Origin of the sequence: Allobosea lathyri, assembly GCF_900108245.1 — a bacterium.
Taxonomy (GTDB): Bacteria; Pseudomonadota; Alphaproteobacteria; order Rhizobiales; family Beijerinckiaceae; genus Allobosea; species Allobosea lathyri.
Genome location: NZ_FNUY01000003.1, coordinates 395,956 through 415,589, shown reverse-complemented (window position 1 = coordinate 415,589; position 19,634 = coordinate 395,956). Strand labels below are relative to the sequence as shown.

Below are 19,634 nucleotides of genomic sequence, written 5' to 3'. Positions count from 1 at the left end.
GGGCGCGGACGGTTAAGAGAAGGTCAAGATTAGCCACTCCCGCCCCGAACTGCGGTCATCATGCGGATCAGGATCTCTCACTCGATCAGTTACGACTATGCCGAGCCCGCCCGGCATATCACGCAGATTCTGCGGCTGACCCCGCGTGACCATGACGGCCAGCACGTCATGTCCTGGCGGATCGAGCCCAATATCGATGGCCGCATGCGCTCCTCGCAGGATGCGCACGGCAATATCGTGCACAGCTTCTACGCCGATGGGCCGATCTCGGCCCTCTCGATCAAGATCGACGGCCTGATCGAGACCGTGGATCTGGCGGGCGTGGTCCGGGGCGGCATCGAGCGCGTGCCCTCCGAAGTGTATCGGCGCGACACCCTCCTGACGACGCCAGACGAGGCGCTGCGCGGCTTTGCGCTGGAGGCGACGAGCCAGGCCGATACACCCCTGTCGCGCATGCACGCGCTGATGGACGCGCTCCACACTGAAATCGCCTGCGTCGATGCAAGCGGCCGCATCGGCATCGGCGCAGCTGCCGCCTTCGCCGCACGCGAAGGCATCGCTCAGGATATCGCGCATGTCTTCATGACCTGCGCCCGCCAGCTCGGCATGCCCGCCCGCTATGTCTCGGGCTATGTGGCACAATCCGACACCCTGCCCCATGCCAATGGTGCGCATGCCTGGGCCGAGGTGTATTTTGACGACTATGGCTGGATCGGCTTCGACCCCGCCAACGGCCTGTGCCCGATCGACACCCATGTGCGTGTCGCGGCCGGGCTGGACTTCGCCGATGCCGCGCCGGTTCGTGGTGCGCGCAAGGGCGGCGACGGCGAAAACCTGGCCGTCCTCGTCAGCGCCCGCGAGACCGACAGCCGCCTCGTAAATCAGTGATCCGCCGCCCTCGGGCACTGCGACAGACCATGCAAGGACTTGCCCTTTGACCTATTGCGCCGGAATCCTCGTGCAGGATGGTCTCGTGATGATCGCCGACACCCGCACCAATGCCGGGCTCGACGACATCTCGACCTTCCGCAAGCTGCATGTGTTCTCCTGGCCGGGCGACCGGACCTTTGGACTGATGACGGCGGGCAATCTCTCGATCACCCAGTCGGTCGTCAGCATCCTGCACGAGGGACTGCCCAACGCGGAAACCGGCGAGATCGATACGCTGCTTGGCGTGGGCTCGATGTTCCGCGCCGCCCAGCTCGTCGGCCGCGCCATTCGCCATGTCAGGGAAAGCGACGGCCCCGCGCTCAAGGATGCCGGCGTCAAATTCGAGGTCACGATGCTGTTCGGCGGCCAGATCAAGGGGCAGCCGATGCGGCTGTTCATGGTCTATGGTGCCGGCAACTTCATCGAATGCGGCATGGACGCGCCCTTCCTCCAGATCGGCGAGCACAAATACGGCAAGCCGATCCTCGATCGCGCCGTGACCTACAAGACCCATCTCTACGACGCGCTGAAGGTCGGCCTGATCTCGATGGACTCGACCATGCGGTCCAATCTCGGCGTCGGCCTTCCCATCGATCTGATCGTGATGCGGCGCGACGCGGACGAGCCCGAACTCAGCCGGCGGATCGAGGCGGGCGAGCCCTATTTTCATGACCTGCGCGAGCGTTGGTCGGCAGCGCTGCGCGCGGCACACACCGCAATCCCGCGCCCTCCCTACGAACCGACCCCCGGTTGAGTTTGTGTGTGCGGCGCACTTCTAGGCAACGGGATATCAAGAATTGACCTTCTAGGGTCAAATTCTCCTATGGCCGCTTTGGATCGCTGATGCCCTTGCCTTCCGCCGCGAAGATGACGAACGCGGATTCCTCCGCGCGCATGCTCGCGAGCACGGTCGCGACACTGGGCTGTGCATTCCTCCTGGTCATGGCAGGTGCGGTCGCCGTCGTTGTCGCGATCACCAAGGATGCCAACCGCCTCGAAGCGCAAAGACAGGCCGATCGTATCGAAGCGGCATTCGACAGTCAGGTCCGGTTGCGCGAACTGCGTCTTTCCAGCCTCGCAGCCGCCGGCGATCTGCAGGCTGCGCTCCGCGATCCCGACCCTCTGAGCGCACTCCAGGCGGCGTTCATCCGTCTCAGCAGCCGGTTCGTCGAATTCGACGGCGCCTATATCGTTTCCTCGAGCGGGCGCGTCTTTGCCGGCGTCGAGTCAGGTGCGGCGGCCGGTCAGGCCGGCTATGACGGGTTGAAGCATTTCAGCCGGTCCATCCCGGGCAGCGTCAAACCGATTGACCTGTCTGTGCCCAAGAGCAGCGTTTTGTCGCCGGGCGCGGGTGCCGCCTGGGCGTCGATCATCTTTGACGGACATGAGACGATCAGCATCATGGCCGCCGAATTGGCGCGCCCCGGGATCTTCTCGTCACAGCTCGGGCCGATCTCGATCGTCGGCTACCGGCGCGTATCCAGCGCGATGCTGGCCGATCTCGCCGAGCGCTATCGCGTGGCCAATGTCAGGCTCGTCAAGACCATGCCCGACGATCCGATCTCCCGGCGCGAACTGGCCGCTCCCGACGGCAAGACCGAGGCCTGGCTGACCTGGTCGCCGGAACGCCCGGGCGACGCGATGCTGCAGAAGTTCCTGTGGGCGCTCATTGCGATCGGGCTGCTCGTCGGCGCCATCTTCGCCTTCGTCGTTCATCGCCTGCGCAGCGCCTCCGTCCAGATCACGTTGCGCGAGCACCAGATCCAGCGCCTTGCCGCGCATGACGAGCTGTCGCTTCTGCCCAATCGGCGCACCTTCGATATCAGGCTCGATCAGGAGTTGGCCCAGGTCGACCGGAGCGGCTCCGGGCTGGCCGTGCTGCTGCTCGACCTCGACCGCTTCAAGGCCGTCAACGACACATATGGCCATACGGCCGGGGACGAATTGATCCGTCAGGTTGCCGAGAGGCTGTCAGGCATCGTGCGGCTCGGCGATACCGTGGCGCGCATCGGCGGCGACGAGTTCGGCATCATCCAGAGCCATACGCAACTTCCCGCAGGTTGCGTGGCGCTGGGGGAGCGCATTCTGGCAAGCCTGACCGAGCCCTTCCTGATCATGGGCGTCGAGACGACGATCGGCTGCTCGATCGGCATCGCGCTGGCGCCCCAGGATGGCACCGATCGGGAGACCCTGCTGAAGCTCGCCGATACCGCGCTCTATCAATCGAAGAATACCGGGCGCAACCGCTACTCCTTCTTCGAGGCGCAGATGAACCGCGCCTTGGATCTCAAGCGCATGGTCGAGGACGACCTGCGCCAGGCGATCGCAGACGACCAGCTGGTGCTGCACTACCAGCCCCAGGTCTCGATCGACGGGTCGACCATCGTCGGCGTCGAGGCCCTGGTGCGCTGGCCCCACCCCGTCCATGGCATGGTGCCGCCGTCCGAATTCATCGGCATCGCCGAGGAGCGCGGGCTCATCATGCCGTTGAGCGAATGGGTGCTGCGCAAGGCCTGCGAGGAGGCGAAGCGCTGGAAGGGCGTCCGGCTCGCCGTCAACGTCTCGCCAATCCAGTTCCGGCACAAGGATTTCGTCGCCAACGTCATCCGCATCATCGACGAAACCGGCTTCGATCCGTCCCAGCTCGAACTGGAATTGACAGAAGGCGTCCTCATCGAGGATGCCGATGCCGCCGAGATCGCGATGATGGATCTGCGCGCCCATGGCGTCGGTCTGGCGCTCGACGATTTCGGAACGGGCTATTCAAGCTTGATCTATCTGCGGCGCTTCGCCTTCGACAAGATCAAGATCGACCGCTCATTCCTCGAATATATGGAAACGACCGGCGAATCCGCGATCCTGGTCCATTCCATCGCCCATCTGGGACGCGCACTGGGCCTGCGGGTCTGTGCCGAGGGTGTCGAGACCGCCGAGCAGCATCGCTTTCTTCAGGCGATCGGCTGCCATGAATTGCAGGGTTTCCTGTTCTCCAAGGGCGTTCCGGCTGATGAGATCGACCGGTTGCTCACGCTCGACAATCCCTTCGCCGAAGTGCTCGCTGCCGCCTGAGCGCTGCGCTCAGAAGAACAGCCCATGGATGCCGCTGAAGATCGCGTAGGCGAAACCGGCGCTGAGCATCAACCCGATTGCTCCGAACACCGCGCCGATGATGATGATCACGCCATCGCGTTCGACCAGGCCGAGCCCGACCAGGCAAACCGCGAGCCCTAGCGGGATTTGACCGATGAAAGGCGCGGCAACAATGAGCCCGAGCGCCAGCACCAGAATGACAAAGCCCAGCACTTGAATCGCGAACGCGCCGCCGAGCATCGTCAGCCGCGGCTGCGAAAAGCGCTCCAGGCGCAGCAGGATCGGCAGGGCGCGCGCCACCGCCCGCGTCAGTTCAGGCTTGCCGATGCTGCGGGCGAGCAGCGCCTGCGGCAGCCACGGCATGGTGCGCCCCGCCAGCATCTGGGCGGCGACGAAGGCCAGCACCAGGCCGCAGACCAGAGGAATGGGCGGAGGCATGGGCAGGCAGTTCGGCAGGCCGAGCAGAACCACGAGCAGCGCGTAGGCGCGGTCTTTCAGCGCCGCCACGATCGAGCCCACGGCGATGCGCTCCCCGGGCAGGGTGGCCAGCGCCGTCAGAAGTCCGGAAGTGCGTAGCGGAGATGACAATGGAACAGCCGGGCCGACGCGGAAGCAGCGGCCTAGCACGGGCGGGGCACGCCCAACAAGCACGCCCCACGCAGGCGCTCAATGCAGTGTCAGCACACCATCGATATTGACGATCTCGGCGGGGCGAATGAGCCGCGAATGCGCCACGATGATCGAGTGCAGCGGACCGTCGAGCTCGCGTTTCCAGAAATCGAGGAAATCATGCAGCACCGGAAAGCGCGGGGCGAGATCGTATTGCTGCCAGATGAAGGTCTGCAGGACACTGGGATGATCGGGCATGCGATAAAGGATCGTCGCCGTCGTCAGTCCGTAGCCTGCCAGTTGCCGGAGGAAGTCCGTAGACACCATCACCATCTCCCCTCGCCACACACGATGAAAGCCTAGCCGGTTATATATGTAGGGTGCGCCCGCTTGGTTAACAAATGGTTGCAAGCCTCTGCCACGCTACTGCAATCATTGTTGCGTTTGGCCAGTTCCGGCACTGGCTAAGACGGCGGGGGCGTGCGTGGCGTATGGGTGGGCGATGGCCGGAACGGCCAGGGTGGTGGCTGTCTGCGCCGCCATGCTCGCTAGTCCCGCCATGGCCGAGGAAGAGGACGAGATTGAGGAACTGCCTCGCTCTCCCCTCTCGGCCGTCATCTTCGGCTCGCTCGATGCCGGCCCCACTAAGACATTGCTGTCCGTGGGCTGGAAGCGCAGTTGGGGCGGCGGCCCTGCGAGGAGCGGATTTCGCACCATCGTCAAATCGGGAAGCTCTGTGGAGCAGGCCGATCGCCTGAGCTCGCGCGGCATCGCCTATAAGAGCGAGAAACAGGTGCTGCTCGGCTATGAATGGCGCGTCGGCGACAGTTTCGTCTCGCTCTATGCGGGCTCCGATTTCGAAAGCGAGATACGTCAGACAGCGAGGGCCATCCAATGGACCACGCGCTATGGCACGCGCCTGCAGGCAGATCTCTGGGCAACGCCGACGACCGACACGATGCTGCAGGCGGGCGCTTATGTCTCCTCGCTGAACGGGCGCATCTGGGGTCGCCTAGCGCCGGGTTGGCGACTGGCTCGGGACGTCCATGCCGGGCCCGAAATCGAAGGCTATCGCGAACGGGACTACAGGAAGGTGCGGCTGGGCCTGCACCTGACGGGCCTGCGGCTGCTCGGGGTGAACTGGCGGGTTTCAGGTGGCTGGCAACGAACCAGCGACCGGCCGTCAGAACCCTATGCGACCGTCGGCCTGCACTGGCAGCGCTGAACGCCCTGATCCACTATCGTTCGCCGGTCAACGCCTGCAGCGCCTCGGGCGTATCGACATCCAGCGCGATCGCGGGATCGTCGAGCGGTACCTCGACGATCGCATCGCCGGCTTCATCGAGCAGTCGCCTCGCGCCCTGATCGCCCGAAAGTCGTGACACGGCCGGAAACAACGCGCGCGACAGCAAGACCGGATTGCCGCGCTGTCCGAGCAGCGTCGGCACCACCGCCAACGCGTCAGGCCGGTCGGCGAAGGCTTGCGCCAGCCGGTCGATCACCTGCCCCGTCACATTCGGCATATCGCCCAGCGAGACGACGACGCCAGGCGCATCCGGCGAGAGCGCCGCCAGCCCCGCCTTCACCGAGCCGGCAAGCCCGGACGCGAAATCGCGGTTGTGCACGAAAGTGACGTCGAGACCCGCCAGAGCGCTCTCCACCTCGGCGCCCTGATGCCCGGTGACGACCAGAACCGGCCCGGCTTTCGAGGCAAGCTGGGCCTCGACCGCATGGCGCACCAGCGGCTTTCCGCGCAGCTCCTGCAATAATTTGTTGCGTTCGCCCATGCGGGTCGAACATCCGGCTGCCAGCACTATCCCCGCGACCGGCGCAACCTCGATATGGCCCGGCGCGCGCGGCTGCGGGCGCGACACGATTTCCATCAGCAGCCCGCCGACCCCCATTGCCTGGATGTCGGAGCGGCGCACAGGAATGCCGGCGAGGCAGCGCTGCAGCACCCAGTCGAAACCGTTCTCCTTGGGCGAGCGGGCGCAGCCCGGCGCGCCGATGACCGGCTTGCCGTTCAGCTCCCCAATGAGAAGCAGGTTGCCGGGATCGACCGGCATGCCGAGATGCTCGATGCGCCCTCCAGCCGCCAGCAGCGCCTGCGGAATCACATCGCGCCTGTCGGTGATGGCCGAGGCTCCGAACACGACGACGATCTTGGCCGGCCCCGCCGCCATCTCCCCAATGGCCTGCGCCAGCGGTTCGATCTCATGGGGCACGCGGCTATCGGCCGATATCGTGGCGTCGGCCGGAATCAGCCGTTCCGCCATGATCCGCAGCGTCTTGTCGACGACGGATGGCTTCAGCCCCGGCAGAAGCGTCGATATCACCGCGACGGAGCCGGGCAGATAGGGAGCGACGGAAACGGCGCGACTATGGCCGAGCGCCGCCAGTGCTTCGCCGACCAGCGTCGCAGGCACGCCATAGGGGATGATCTTCACCGTCGCGATCATCTCACCCGCGACGACCGCTTTCATCGCCGGGAGCGTGGCGGCCGTAATCGCCTCGTCGATGCCATTGAATGACTCGATCGCAGCGACATCGAGCGTCAAGACGCCTGCCGCGCTGGCAAAGAGATTGACGCGGCCGGTGAATGGCATCTCGGCAGTGACGCCGGTTCCTGCCAGCGCGGCCGCGAGCTGTGCCGCCGCCGCGTTCTCGTCGATATCGCCGGGCTCGAAGCGAACCGCCACGACCTCGCTCAATCCCGCCGCCGCAAGCTTTTCCGCGATGTCCGCAGAAATCGTCGCGCCTTTTTTGACGATCGTCTCGCCGGCACGAACCGTATGGGCCGCAATGCTGCCCGCGGCGTCGGCTATGGCGACCGGTCCGAATTTCATGACGCGCGCCTCAGGCTGCCGTCCGGCGCGGGCCGCGCAGCGTGTTGACGATCTCGCCCAGGATCGCGAGCGCGATCTCGGCCGGGGAAACCGCGCCGATATCCAGTCCGATAGGTGCATGGATGCGGCCGGTCGCGACCTCGTCGAAACCAGCGGCATTCAACCGCTCGAGGCGCCGGCCATGCGTTTTCCGGCTGCCGAGCGCGCCGACATAGAAACAATCGGAGCGCAGCGCTGCTTCAAGTCCGGGATCGTCGATCTTGGGATCATGCGTCAGCGCCACGAAGGCGGTGTAGGCATCGAGCCCCAGACCCTTGATCGCCTCGTCGGGCCACTCCGTCAGCAGCGTCACCTCGGGAAAGCGATCGGGCGTGGCGAAGGCGGTGCGCGGATCGATGATGACGACATCGAGATCGAGCAGCTTCGCCATCGGCGCCATGGCCTGCGAGATATGGACGGCCCCGGTCACGACGATGCGCGGATGTGGCGCCTGTACGGTCAGGAAATACTGCACGCCGGCCGCCTCGACCATGCCGCTCTTGCCCATGCGCAGCTGCTTGTCGACGATTTCGGCCAGAGGATCGGCAGCGATGTCGGCGGCCTTGATCAGCCGTTGCGCACCATCGGCCATCTCGGTGACGAGCACGGTGGCGCGGCGCGCGGCACGCTCGGTATTCAGCGCCGCGAGGACCGGAAGCTCCATCGGCTCAGCCCTTATCCGTCGCGAGTTTGATGCCGAGCCCGATCATCAGCGATCCGCCAAGCCAGCGCCCGAAGGCGAAGCCGGCCTGCGTCTTCTTCATCGTCTTCACCACGGCCGAAGCGCCGAGCACGGTCACGAAATCCGCCGAGGAAAAGGCGAAGTTGACGATGATGCCGAGGATCAGGAACTGGCCCCAGACCGGCAGCGAGCCGGCGGGGTCGACGAACTGCGGCAGCAGCGCGATGAAGAACAGCGCCACCTTCGGATTCAGCACCTCCACGATGAATGAGTCGAGCAGCGCGCGCTTCACCGTCTTCGCCGGTGTCACCGCGCTATCGGCCGCGCCCAGTTTGGAGCGGATCATGCCGATGCCGAGCCAGACGAGGTAGAACGCACCGGCGAGCTTCACCGCGACATAGAGTTCCGGCACGTGCTTGAAGACCGCCGACAGCCCGAAGGCAGCGGCGAAAACATGCAGATAGCAGCCGAGATGGATGCCGAGCATCGCCATGAAGCCGGCGCGGCGACCATGAGCAATCGTCTGCGCCGCCGTGTAGAGCAAGGCCGGGCCGGGGAAATAGGCGACGAGAAGCGTCAGCGTCGCAAACGCGAAAAGGGTTTCCCAGGAGGCCATCAGTTCACCTTTTCCACATAGACCCTGATGCGCCCGCCGCAGGAGAGCCCGACCTTCCACGCCGTCTCATCGGCGACGCCGAATTCAAGCGTGCGCGCCTTGCCGTCAGCGATGACGTCGACCGCCTCCTCGACAACCGCACCCTCGACGCAGCCGCCGGACACCGAGCCCTGAAAATTGCCCTCGCCATCGATGACGAGATGGGAGCCCACGGGCCGCGGGGCCGAGCCCCAGGTTTCGATCACAGTGGCCAAAGCCACGCTGCGGCCGGATTTTGCCCAGCTTTCAGCCGTTGCGAGAATATCGGAATCGGTGCTGATCATGACTGTCATCCCTGCCCGCTCGGCGATGCCTCGGCACGCCCCGCGACCTTACGCGCGTATACGCGCGCGGTATCGAGCTAGTTAAGCATGCCCGTTGCAGAATGCGAGCATGGGACCGCCTATTCTCGTCGCCCGGCGGCATCCCTGGCCTGAGAGATGATCGATATGGACGGCGTTATCCTCCTGCACGGCATCGCCCGGCGCTCGGCATCGCTCCGCCAGATGGAGCATGCGCTGGGCAAGGCCGGGTATCGCACGCTCAATCTCGACTACCCCTCCCGCGACAAGGGATTACGCGAGATCACTGCGCACCTGCGCGAACCGATTGCCGCGTTCGGCGAGAGCCTTGAGGGGCGTCTTCATATCGTCACCCATTCGATGGGCGGTCTGGTCGCCCGCGCCTGTATCGCAAGCCATCGTCCAGAACGCCTGGGCCATGTCGTGATGCTGGCCCCGCCGAACGAAGGCAGCGAAATCGCCGATCTCCTGCGTGGCAATGCGCTCTATCGCGCCTTTTTCGGGCCCGCCGGCGGCGAACTGACCACGATGCAGCCAGCCGAGCTGCGCGATCTGCTCGGAACGATCGACTACCCCCTCGGCGTCATCGCCGGAGACCGCACGCTCTATCCGGTGGAATCGCTGCTGATCCTGCCGCGCCCCAATGATGGCCGCGTCTCGGTCGAGCGGACGCGCATTGCCGGCATGAGCGATCACATCACGCTGCATGCAAGCCATCCGCTGATCATGCGCCACCAGGCCGCGATCGAGCAGACGCTGCATTTCCTGCGTCACGGCCATTTCACGCGCTAGAGCATTTTCGAGCGAAGTGGACACCGGTTCGCGTGAAGAAAATGCGATAAAACAAGGAGGTAGAGCAAAGCTCACCCAGCCTTCCGGAGCCACAGGCGCGGGTCGCTTGCCCTGTCTGCAACCGGCGCAAGCGCCGCGCAGAGATCGCTCATTGCCGCCAGATTGTGGATCGGCCTGAACGAGTCGACATGCGGCAGCATCGCCCGAATGCCGCTGGCACGGGCCTCGAAGGCCTCGAAGCGCAGGAGCGGATTGAGCCAGACCAGTTGCCGGCAGGAGCGGTGCAGGCGGTCCATCTCGAAATCGAGTTCGCCGTCGAGATGCCGCTCCAGACCATCGGTGAAGAGCAGCACGACGGCGCCGCCCGTCAGCACGCGGCGCGACCAGACCCGGTTGAACGTGTGCAACGCGGTTGAGATACGGGTACCGCCCTCCCAATCGGGTGCGGCCCGGCCGGCCAGCGCCAGCGCGTCGTCGGGATCGCGCGCCCGCAGGCTGCGCGTGATGTTGGTCAGCCGCGTGCCGAAGACGAAGGAGTGCACACGCCTGCGCTGCTCGGTGAGCGCGTGCAGGAAATGCAGGAAGATGCGCGAATACTCCGCCATCGAGCCGGAAATATCGACCAGCGCCACGATCGGCGGATGAACCTGTGCCCGCTCGCGAAAGGCCAGATCGATCGAGCCGCCGCCCCCGCGCAGGGATCGCCTGAAGGTTCGCCGCGGATCGATGCGCGCGCCCTGATGCGCGGCCTGGAAGCGCCGCGTCGGCACCGTATCGTCAGGCAGGCGCAGGCCCGCGATCAGCTGTTTGGCCCGGGCGATCTCGGCCGCGCTCATCTGGGCGAAATCGCGCGATTTCAACGTCTCGCGATCGGAAACGGTCATCTGAGCCGTGAGCTCGGTCAGCTCACGCGGCAGCTCGTCTTCCTCGCTTTTGGGCGGCGCGAAAGCCTCCGCCACACGCAGCGCCCCGGCCTCCGCCTTCTCGGGCTGGCTGTCGGCTCCCGGCGAGACCGGCGACATCTGCGCCATCAGCTTCTCGATCAGCGCCCGCCTGCGCCAGAACAGGCGAAACGCCTGATCGTAGATCACCGTATCCTCATGCTTCTTCACGAAGATCGCATGCAGTGCCCAATAGACGTCGTCGCGCGCGCCAAGCGCCCCATCGGCCAGCGCCTCGACCGCCTCGATGACCGCGCCCGGCCCGACGCGCACTCCGGCGATCCGCAGCGCACGGGCAAAATAGGTAACGTTCTCGGAGAGTTTTCCGGTCATGAACGGGCTCCCCCCGTCATGCTCGGGCTTGTACTCACGCGCCCATCTCGGTCATGAAGACCTTCTGCGCGATCTGCCATTTGCCGTCGATCTTCAGGAATGACAGCAGATCGGTGAAGTAGCGCGGCGGCATCTGGCACTTGACCTTGACCAGCGCCAGCGTCGGCCCGACGAGATCGATCGTGAGGATATGGTCGCTGCGCTCCAGCCCGGCCGCCTTTGGCGAGGGCCGGTTGCGCACCGCCTCGAACCACTCCGCCCGCGGCACGATCTTGATCGCGCCTTCCGCGGAATGCGTCAGCGCGCTGGTTGGATGGAACACCTGTCCGAGCTTCTCGACATCGCCCTCATAGAGCCCGTCGAGATAGATCCAGGTCGCGGCCTCGATCGCCTTGATGTCGTCGTTCACTGCTTTTTTCTCCGTCATGCTCGGGCTTGTCCCGAGCATCCACGCCTTGCGGCGCGGATGAAAGGAAAGACGTGGATGGTCGACACAAGGTCGACCATGACGGTAAGGCGCACGCGACTTTATCCCCGCGCCTCGGCCTTCACCTGGTCCAGCAGCTCCCGCACCTTCGAGCCCTGCATCGCCTGGATGTCGTCCTGATACTTCAGCAGCGCACCCAGCGTGTCGGAGACGATCGCGGGGTCCAGCGCGACCGCATCCAGCTCCACCAGCGCGCTTGCCCAGTCCAGCGTCTCGGCGACGCCCGGCGCCTTGAACAGCTCCTCCTTGCGGATAGCCTGCACGAAGGCGACGACCTGCTTTGCGAGCTTCGCGGGAGCATCGGGCGCGCGCGCTTTGAGGATGGCGAGTTCTCTGGCAGCATCGGGATAGCCCACCCAATGGTAGAGGCAGCGCCGCTTCAGCGCGTCATGGATCTCGCGGGTGCGGTTGGAGGTCAGGATCACGATGGGCGGCTCGGCCGCCTTGATGGTGCCGAGTTCGGGGATCGTCACCTGCGAATCCGCGAGAACCTCCAGCAGAAAGGCCTCGAAGGCCTCGTCGGTGCGGTCGAGCTCGTCGATCAGCAGGATCGGCGCTCCGCCATCCTGCGGCTCCAAGGCCTGCAGCAGCGGCCGCTTGACCAGGTATTTCTCGGAAAAGATGTCGGCTTCCAGCCGCTCGCGATCGCCTGTCGCGCCACCGGCCTCGGCCAGCCGGATCGCCATCATCTGCCCGGCATAGTTCCACTCATAGACGGCGGATGCGAGATCGAGCCCCTCATAGCACTGCAGCCGGATCAGGCGCCGGCCGAGCCCAGCCGACAGCACCTTCGCGATCTCGGTCTTGCCGGTGCCGGCCTCGCCTTCGAGCAGCAGCGGACGCTTCATCCTGAGCGCCAGGAAGAGCACGGTCGCCAGCGCGCGATCGGCGACATAGCCCTGCGACTGCAGCAGCGCCAGCGTCGCGTCGATGGAATCCGGGGTTTTCAAATGCAGGTCTCGAAGCAAGAGCGTGTCTCGAAAAATGAGCGATGGGGTCAGCCGGCAGCGATGGCCTCTATCTCCAGAAGCCAGGCCTCGTCGAAAATGCCGGCAATCACCACGCTGAGTGCGACCTTGCGGTCACCAAGGATTTCGGCACGAGTCTGGCGGCTTTCCGCAGCATAGCGCCGATCGGACAGGAAGGTCGTGACCTTCACGAGATTGTCCAGCGTCATGCCGGCCGCGCGCAGCTGCGCCTCGACATTGCGCCAGGCCAGCCGCGACTGTTCCGCGAAACTCTCGGGCACGGTGCCGTCGCGTGTCACAGGGATCTGGCCGCTGATGAAAAGCTGCCGCGTCGCTCCCGAGACCAGCAGCGCCTGGGCATAGCCGCCTGCGGCCTCGGGCGCGTCCGGCGCGTTGATGATCCGCTTGTCCATGATCTGCTCGCACTCATCCGCTCAGCAAAAAATCCTCCCCCTGTGTGGAGGAGGATTTCGCTGGAGGTCAATCGGCTTCGGCTACTTGCCCGTCACTTGCCCGTCACTTGCCCGTTACTTGCCCGTCGCCCGCGCCACGGCCTCTTTCGCCATCACGCCGATGAGATGGGCGCGATATTCCGGATCGGCATGCATGTCGCCATTGATGCCCTTGGCCGTGGCCTTGAGCCCGTCGAGCGATTTCGGCGCAAAACGCGCCTTCAAGGCGGCTTCGGCTTCGGGCCAACGGAAGACGCCGCTCTCGCCCGCGCCCGTCACCGCGACGCGAACATCCGAGCCGCGCTTGGCCACGAAAACGCCGACCAGCGCATAGCGCGAGGCCGGATTGCGGAATTTGGCGTAACTGGCCTTGGAGACGATCGGAAATGAGATCCGGGTGATGATCTCGCCCTCTTCCAGCGCGGTCTCGTAAAGCCCGGTGAAGAATTCCTCGGCACCGAGCTTGCGCGTATTGGTGACGATGGTCGCATCCAGCGCCAGCAGGGCGGCGGGATAATCAGCCGCCGGGTCGTTATTGGCGACCGAGCCGCCGATCGTGCCGCGATGGCGCACATGCGGATCGCCGATATGCGAGGCGAGCCAGGCGAGGCCGGGAATCGCCTCCTGAACGATCGCGGACTCGGCGACTTCCGCATGGGTGGTCATCGCGCCGATAACGACATTGCGCCCCTTGCGGACGATGCCCTTGAGATCCGCGCAGGCGCCGAGATCGATCAGCGCGCTCGGCGAGGCCAGGCGCTGCTTCATCGTCGGCAGGAGGGTGTGCCCGCCGGCGAGGATCTTGGCGTCCTCCTTCTTGGCGAGGAGGCCGGCAGCCTGACGCGCGGTCGCCGGGCGATGATAGGTGAAAGCGTACATGGATGTCTCCGCTCGGTTCGGGAACCGTCATGCTCGGGCTTGACCCGAGCATCTCGTCCAGGAAAGCGCAGATGCCGCCTCACTGGAAAGAGATGGCCGGGTCAAGCCCGACCATGACGCGTGATACTTATTCGGCTGCCATTCTCTTGATGCTCTTCTGGGCCGCGCGCCAGACGGCCTGAGGCGTCGCCGGCATGGCGATGTCCTCATGCCCGAGCGCATCGGTGATCGCATTGATGACGGCGGGTGGCGAGGCGATCGCGCCCGCCTCGCCGCATCCCTTGATGCCGAGCGGATTGGAGGGACATGGCGTGACCGTCATGCCGACATCGAAGGAGGGCAGGTCGTCGGCGCGCGGCATGCAGTAATCCATGAAGCTCGCGGTCACCAACTGGCCGTCGGCATTGTAGCGCGCGCCCTCGAGCAGGGCCTGCCCGACGCCCTGGGCGATGCCGCCATGAACCTGCCCCTCGACGATCATCGGATTGATGACGATGCCGAAATCGTCGACCGCAGCCCAGCGCTCGATCCGGGTGATACCGGTTTCGGGGTCGATCTCGAGCTCGCAGATATGGACGCCGGCCGGGAAGGTGAAGTTGGTCGGATCGTAGAACGCGCCTTCCTTCAGCCCGGGCTCCAGATCCTGCCCGTTGAACTTGTGGGCGACATAGGCCTGCAGCGCACACGAACCGAAATCCAGCGTCCTGTCTGTGCCCTTCACTTTGAAATGCCCGTCGGCGAAGTCGATATCGGCCTCATCGGCCTCCAGCACATAGGCCGCAACCTTCTTGCCCTTGGCGATGACCTTGTCGAGCGCCTTGAAGATCGCGGACATGCCGACGGCGCCGGAGCGGGAACCGTAGGTGCCCATGCCCATCTGCACCTTGTCGGTGTCGCCATGGATGATCGAGACATTCTCGATGGGGATGCCGAGCCGGCCGGAGACGAGCTGGGCGAAGGTCGTCTCATGCCCCTGGCCATGGCTGTGCGAGCCGGTGAGAACCTCGACGGTGCCCACCGGGTTGACGCGGACTTCGGCCGATTCCCATAGGCCGACGCCCGCGCCGAGCGAACCGACCGCCGCCGAGGGCGCAATGCCACAGGCCTCGATATAGGAGGAGAAACCGATCCCGCGCAGCTTGCCGTTGCGGGCGGAATCGCGCTTGCGCTTGCCGATGCCCTTGTAGTCGATGATCTCCAGCGCCTTCTTCATCGAAGCCGCGTAGTTGCCGGTGTCGTACATCATGATGACCGGCGTCTGGTGCGGGAACTTCTTGATGTAGTTCTGCATCCGGAATTTGGCCGGGTCCTTGCCGAGTTCGCGTGCCGCGACCTCCACCAGCCGCTCGACCACGAAAGTGGCCTCGGGCCGCCCGGCCCCGCGATAGGCGTCGACCGGCGCGGTGTTGGTATAGACCGCATCGACCTCGGCATAAACAGCCGGGATGTCGTATTGGCCAGACAGCAGCGGCGCGTAGAGATAGGTCGGCACCGAGGACGAGAACGTCGAAAGATAGGCGCCGAGATTGGCCGTGGTATGAACCCGCAGCGCCGTGATCTTGCCGTCCGCGTCAGTTGCAAGCTCGGCATGGGTGACATGGTCGCGGCCATGCGCGTCGGACAGGAAAGCCTCGGTGCGGTCCGAGGTCCATTTCACGGGACGGCGGACCTTCTTGGCCGCCCAGACGCAGACCGTCTCCTCGGCATAGATGAAGATCTTCGAGCCGAAGCCGCCGCCGACATCGGGCGCGACCACGCGCAGCTTGTTCTCCGGCGCGATGCCGATGAAGGCCGAGAGCACGAGCCGGGCGACATGCGGATTCTGGCTCGTAGTATAGAGGGTGAAGGCGCCCTCCCCGTCATCATAATCGCCGACAGCCGCGCGCGGCTCCATCGGGTTCGGCACCAGCCGGTTGTTGACGATATCGAGCTTGGTAACGTGCTTGGCGGCCTTGAAGGCCTTCTCGGTGGCATCCTTGTTGCCGAGATGCCAGTTGAACACGGTGTTGTCGGGCGCTTCCGCATGGACCACGGTCTTTGCCCCGGCAGCGCTCGCAGTGTCGACCACCGCAGGCAGAACGCCGTAATCGACCACGATCGCCTCGGCTGCATCGCGCGCCTGCGCCAGGGTTTCGGCCACGATCACGCAGACATGGTCGCCGACATAGCGCACCTTGCCCTGGGCCAGAGCCGGATGCGGGCCGGCGCGCATCGGCGAGCCGTCCTTGTTGTGGATCATCCAGCCGCAGATCAGCCCGCCCACCTTGTCGGCTGTGAGGTCATCCCCGGTGAAGATGCCGAGCACGCCCGGCATTGCGGCCGCGGCCTTGGTATCGATCTTGTCGAGTGTGGCGTGAGCATGCGGGGAACGCAGAAAATAGGCATGCGCCTGGCCGGGGCGGTTGATGTCGTCGGTATAGCGGCCCTGGCCGGTGATGAAGCGATGGTCTTCCTTGCGGCGAACGGCGGCGCCGATTCCGGTGGCGGACATGGTGTTCCCTCCTCGCACAACGCCTCTGACGGGCGCCTGATGGCATGAGAAAAGGCCCGCGCGGGACGGCGCGGACCGAACGCCTTACTCTGCGGCTTGACGAGCCGGGGCGGAGGATGCGCCCATGGCCTGCGCGCCGGCTGCGACCGCCTTCACGATGTTGTGGTAGCCGGTGCAGCGGCAGATGTTGCCGTCCAGATCCTCGCGGATGGTCTTCTCGTCCAGCACAGAGCCGCGACGGTTCACGATATCGACCGCCGACATGATCATGCCCGGCGTGCAGAAGCCGCATTGCAGCCCGTGATGTTCGCGGAAGGCTTCCTGCATCGGATGCAGGGTGCCATTCGCCGCCAGCCCCTCGATCGTCGTCACGCTGGCGCCATCGAGCGAGACGGCGAGCGTCGTGCAGGCCTTCACCGCCTTGCCGTCGATATGAACAATGCAGGCGCCGCACTGGCTGGTGTCGCAGCCGACATGCGTCCCGGTCAGTCGCAGGTTTTCACGCAGGAATTGCACCAGCAGGGTGCGGGGGTCGAGATTTGCGGAGACGGCCTTGCCGTTCACCGTCAGCGAAACCGTGGTCATGAGCATATCTCCTGCGACCCGTATCGATGCCCAGCCCGTGACCATTTCGGCCACTCGATCCAAGCCGGAGCTATTGCCGGAGCCGCTCGCCCCAACGGGCAGCTTCTCCTTGGAATAGCTAAAAACGGAATGTGGACCCGGGATTTTGCGCGGTCAAGCTGGATGCGCGCACGATCGATAGTGCGTTTGCGGGTGTTTCCAGGCAAAATCGCGTGGAGTGGCGGATGGCACGCCTGAAACCGTTGTTGGCGAATTTTTAATCGACAGCGCTCAATCTCGCTCGACCGCGATGACGCCTCGTCGTCGCGACCATGAGTAGCGCTGTGTTGTCGACGCTCGATCAAATCCAACGCCGCCTGCGCGCGATCGGCTACGGCGACGCGCAATGCGCGCGTCTGCACCTGTATCGCCCGATCGTAGACCGCGTCATCGACGAGATCGTAGCTGGCGATTTCGAACGCGCCTTCACGATTCACCCCGTGCTGCGCGAGAGCGTCCTGCCGATGGCGGACACGCTCTACCCTGCCGAAGCGGCGCATTTCCGCCTGCTCTTCGACGGTGTTTTCGATGAGCGCTACGTTGCGTCGATCGAACAGCTCTGCGAACTCGAACGGAAGGCACTGGTCGGCCCGCGCCCGCGTGTCTCGATCGCCTTCACGCTGTCCAAGGAGATCCTCATCCGGAGCCGGAAAAGGGCGGTGTTCTCGCCGTCCGTCCTGGCGCAGGACCTCTTCATCATCGAGCGCGTGCTGACCTATGACGTCAACACGGCCATCACGATCGCCCAGCAGACGGAAGCCGGCGAAGCGAAACGGCGCGATGCGGCGCTGGACGACGTCACCGCGACGCTGAAAACCCGCATCGGCAGCCTCGACAACACGATCAGCAACGCCGTCGAGCAATTCGTCTCGACCTCCAGCGAAACCGGCAGGGCAACCGCCTTCATCAAGGACACGATCGGCCAGGTGGCGCGCGCCTCGATGAGTGTGCGCGAGAAGTCGCTCCAGACGGCTGCCGCGACCGAGGAGATGTCGGCGAACATCGCCGAAATCGGCCAGCGCGCCCGCAAGAGCCTGACGATCACCAACCGCGCGGTGCTCGACGCCGGGCAAATGAACGACGCCATCGCACGACTGCGCAACGTCACCGACAGCATCGGCACCGTGGTCGGCATGATCGCAGACATCGCCGCGCAGACGAACCTCCTGGCGCTCAACGCCACCATCGAGGCGGCGCGGGCCGGCGAAGCCGGGCGCGGCTTTGCGGTCGTCGCCTCCGAGGTCAAGTCGCTGGCGACGCAGACGGCGAGCGCGACGCAGGACATCGCCAGGCAGATCGCGGAACTCGCCGCCAGCGCCGAGGCGTGCAGCGCCCATGCCGCCTCGATCGCCGACACCATCGGTGAGATCAGGCTCGATTCCGAGGCGATTTCAGACGCCGTTTCCCAGCAGAGCGCCGTGACCGCCGGCATCGCGCGGGACGCCTCCGAGGTCGCGGAAAGCTCCGACGAGGCCATCGCGAGCGCCAATGCCGTCAATGACAGCCTGACGATGACCGAGAAGACGCTGGAGCGCGCCAATGCGGCGGCTGCCGACATAGCGCTTCAGGTCGGCTCGGCCGAAGCGACCGTCAGCAAGGCTCTGGCGGCGTTGCGCCGGGCCTCCTGAGGAGCCCCGACACCATCAGTCTCAGCCCTCATCCTGAGAGTCTGGCCGAGAATGTCGTAAGCAAATTCAGTCGTTTGGCATTGCGCATCGAAAGGCGTCGTCATCCCGGGCGACCGCAGGGAGACCCGGGATCCATTCCGGAGCGCTTGCCAGTGGGGTTCCGGAATGGATCCCGGATCTCCGCTTCGCTGCGTCCGGGATGACGGCGCGTTTATCACTGATGTTCAAGTCCTTGAAAACTGGGATATCATTCTCGGCCAGGCTCTGAGGAGCCGTTCCGTTAGGAATGGCGTCTCGAAGGGTGATCCAGCACGCTCTGGAACCATCCTTCGAGACGCCGCTTCGCGGCTCCTCAGGATGAGGGCTGAAGAGTTTCAGGATGAGGGCTGAAGAGTTAAAGAGCCTCAGCCCTCGCTGACGGCTTTGGCGAAATTGGCGAAAAATTCGTCGGCCAGCTTTTTCGAAACCGAATCGATCAGCCGCGCGCCAAGCTGCATCAGCTTGCCGCCGACCTGCGCCTCGACATCGTAGCGCAGCACGGTCTGGCCGTCCTCGGCATCATCCAGCACGACCTTGGCGCCGCCCTTGGCGAAGCCGGCAATGCCGCCCTCGCCTTCGCCGACGATCCTGTAGCCATTGGGGGGATCGAGTTCAGTGAGCTCGACCTTGCCGCGAAAGGTCGCCTTCACCGGGCCGAGCTTCACCTTCACCACGGCCGAGAAATGCGTGTCGTCATCCCTGTTGAGCTGTTCGCAGCCCGGGATACAGGCCTTCAGCACCTCGGCATCGTTCAGCTTGGCCCAGACGACGGCCTTCGTCGCGGGTAGCGTCACTTCACCGTTCATCGTCATCGCCATGGCGCCGTTTTCCTTTATCCGCGCTGGAA

20 protein-coding genes are annotated in these 19,634 nt (G+C 64.9%); 6 read left to right on the top strand and 14 right to left on the bottom strand.

Annotated features, from left to right (window positions below):
• The first annotated feature begins 60 nt into the window (after positions 1-60).
• From C4S73_RS09485 to C4S73_RS09475, 3 genes are all read left to right on the top strand, one after another.
• Positions 61-888: a transglutaminase family protein gene (locus tag C4S73_RS09485; protein WP_103872226.1), complete on the top strand. Its 828-nt coding sequence runs from the start codon at positions 61-63 to the stop codon at positions 886-888.
• 46 nt (positions 889-934) lie between these two features.
• Positions 935-1,684 (top strand): proteasome-type protease, encoded by a 750-nt coding sequence (locus C4S73_RS09480; RefSeq protein ID WP_103872225.1) that lies wholly within the window; start codon positions 935-937, stop codon positions 1,682-1,684.
• An 89-nt stretch (positions 1,685-1,773) separates the two neighbouring features.
• Positions 1,774-3,999: a putative bifunctional diguanylate cyclase/phosphodiesterase gene (locus C4S73_RS09475; protein ID WP_103872224.1), complete on the top strand. Its 2,226-nt coding sequence runs from the start codon at positions 1,774-1,776 to the stop codon at positions 3,997-3,999.
• A 9-nt stretch (positions 4,000-4,008) separates the two neighbouring features.
• Here C4S73_RS09475 and C4S73_RS09470 read toward each other — a convergent pair whose 3' ends face one another.
• Entirely contained in the window at positions 4,009-4,608 is a 600-nt protein-coding gene (locus C4S73_RS09470) for an exopolysaccharide biosynthesis protein (protein ID WP_103872223.1), read from the bottom strand.
• A 78-nt stretch (positions 4,609-4,686) separates the two neighbouring features.
• On the bottom strand, positions 4,687-4,956 hold the full coding sequence (locus C4S73_RS09465; RefSeq protein ID WP_103872448.1) for an usg protein: 270 nt from the start codon (positions 4,954-4,956) through the stop codon (positions 4,687-4,689).
• A gap of 157 nt (positions 4,957-5,113) precedes the next feature.
• Between C4S73_RS09465 and bcsS the strand changes: the two genes are divergently transcribed.
• A complete protein-coding gene (bcsS, locus tag C4S73_RS09460; protein WP_146071310.1) occupies positions 5,114-5,854 on the top strand; it encodes a cellulose biosynthesis protein BcsS in 741 nt (246 codons plus the stop codon).
• Positions 5,855-5,867: 13 nt separating this feature from the next.
• On the opposite strand, the gene C4S73_RS09455 is transcribed toward bcsS, so the two are convergent.
• The 4 genes from C4S73_RS09455 to C4S73_RS09440 are packed head-to-tail and all read right to left on the bottom strand — an operon-like array spanning position 5,868 to position 9,135.
• The gene (locus C4S73_RS09455; RefSeq protein ID WP_103872221.1) at positions 5,868-7,475 is read right to left on the bottom strand and encodes an NTP transferase domain-containing protein; all 1,608 of its coding nucleotides are present in this window, start codon (positions 7,473-7,475) and stop codon (positions 5,868-5,870) included.
• A 10-nt stretch (positions 7,476-7,485) separates the two neighbouring features.
• A complete protein-coding gene (locus C4S73_RS09450; protein ID WP_103872220.1) occupies positions 7,486-8,178 on the bottom strand; it encodes an XdhC family protein in 693 nt (230 codons plus the stop codon).
• 4 nt (positions 8,179-8,182) lie between these two features.
• On the bottom strand, positions 8,183-8,812 hold the full coding sequence (locus C4S73_RS09445) for a LysE family translocator (RefSeq protein WP_103872219.1): 630 nt from the start codon (positions 8,810-8,812) through the stop codon (positions 8,183-8,185).
• Positions 8,812-9,135, bottom strand: coding sequence for an XdhC family protein (locus tag C4S73_RS09440; protein WP_103872447.1), 324 nt, complete (start codon positions 9,133-9,135; stop codon positions 8,812-8,814). The genes C4S73_RS09445 and C4S73_RS09440 overlap by 1 nt, the downstream gene beginning before the upstream one ends.
• Before the next feature lie 165 nt (positions 9,136-9,300).
• Here C4S73_RS09440 and C4S73_RS09435 point away from each other — a divergent pair, with 165 nt between their 5' ends.
• The gene (locus C4S73_RS09435; protein WP_244595518.1) at positions 9,301-9,945 is read left to right on the top strand and encodes an alpha/beta fold hydrolase; all 645 of its coding nucleotides are present in this window, start codon (positions 9,301-9,303) and stop codon (positions 9,943-9,945) included.
• A 71-nt stretch (positions 9,946-10,016) separates the two neighbouring features.
• Here the strand turns inward: C4S73_RS09435 and C4S73_RS09430 are convergent, their stop codons facing one another.
• The 7 genes from C4S73_RS09430 to C4S73_RS09400 all read right to left on the bottom strand — a co-directional run bounded on the left by C4S73_RS09430 (position 10,017) and on the right by C4S73_RS09400 (position 17,081).
• Positions 10,017-11,219 carry a vWA domain-containing protein gene (locus C4S73_RS09430; RefSeq protein ID WP_103872217.1) on the bottom strand — a complete coding sequence of 401 codons (1,203 nt, stop codon included), beginning with the start codon at positions 11,217-11,219 and terminating at the stop codon, positions 10,017-10,019.
• 34 nt (positions 11,220-11,253) lie between these two features.
• Positions 11,254-11,646: a nuclear transport factor 2 family protein gene (locus C4S73_RS09425; protein ID WP_103872446.1), complete on the bottom strand. Its 393-nt coding sequence runs from the start codon at positions 11,644-11,646 to the stop codon at positions 11,254-11,256.
• Positions 11,647-11,747: 101 nt separating this feature from the next.
• A complete protein-coding gene (locus C4S73_RS09420) occupies positions 11,748-12,656 on the bottom strand; it encodes an AAA family ATPase (protein ID WP_103872216.1) in 909 nt (302 codons plus the stop codon).
• A gap of 47 nt (positions 12,657-12,703) precedes the next feature.
• Positions 12,704-13,087: a RidA family protein gene (locus tag C4S73_RS09415; RefSeq protein ID WP_103872215.1), complete on the bottom strand. Its 384-nt coding sequence runs from the start codon at positions 13,085-13,087 to the stop codon at positions 12,704-12,706.
• 114 nt (positions 13,088-13,201) lie between these two features.
• The gene (locus tag C4S73_RS09410) at positions 13,202-14,005 is read right to left on the bottom strand and encodes an FAD binding domain-containing protein (RefSeq protein ID WP_103872214.1); all 804 of its coding nucleotides are present in this window, start codon (positions 14,003-14,005) and stop codon (positions 13,202-13,204) included.
• A gap of 127 nt (positions 14,006-14,132) precedes the next feature.
• Positions 14,133-16,496 (bottom strand): xanthine dehydrogenase family protein molybdopterin-binding subunit, encoded by a 2,364-nt coding sequence (locus C4S73_RS09405; RefSeq protein WP_103872213.1) that lies wholly within the window; start codon positions 16,494-16,496, stop codon positions 14,133-14,135.
• 84 nt (positions 16,497-16,580) lie between these two features.
• The gene (locus C4S73_RS09400; protein WP_200827970.1) at positions 16,581-17,081 is read right to left on the bottom strand and encodes a (2Fe-2S)-binding protein; all 501 of its coding nucleotides are present in this window, start codon (positions 17,079-17,081) and stop codon (positions 16,581-16,583) included.
• A gap of 326 nt (positions 17,082-17,407) precedes the next feature.
• Between C4S73_RS09400 and C4S73_RS09395 the strand changes: the two genes are divergently transcribed.
• Complete coding sequence (locus tag C4S73_RS09395; RefSeq protein ID WP_160115709.1) at positions 17,408-18,748, top strand: methyl-accepting chemotaxis protein; 1,341 nt, start codon at positions 17,408-17,410, stop codon at positions 18,746-18,748.
• Between the two features lie 404 nt (positions 18,749-19,152).
• On the opposite strand, the gene C4S73_RS09390 is transcribed toward C4S73_RS09395, so the two are convergent.
• Positions 19,153-19,605, bottom strand: coding sequence for an SRPBCC family protein (locus tag C4S73_RS09390; protein WP_103872210.1), 453 nt, complete (start codon positions 19,603-19,605; stop codon positions 19,153-19,155).
• Positions 19,606-19,634: the final 29 nt, after the last annotated feature.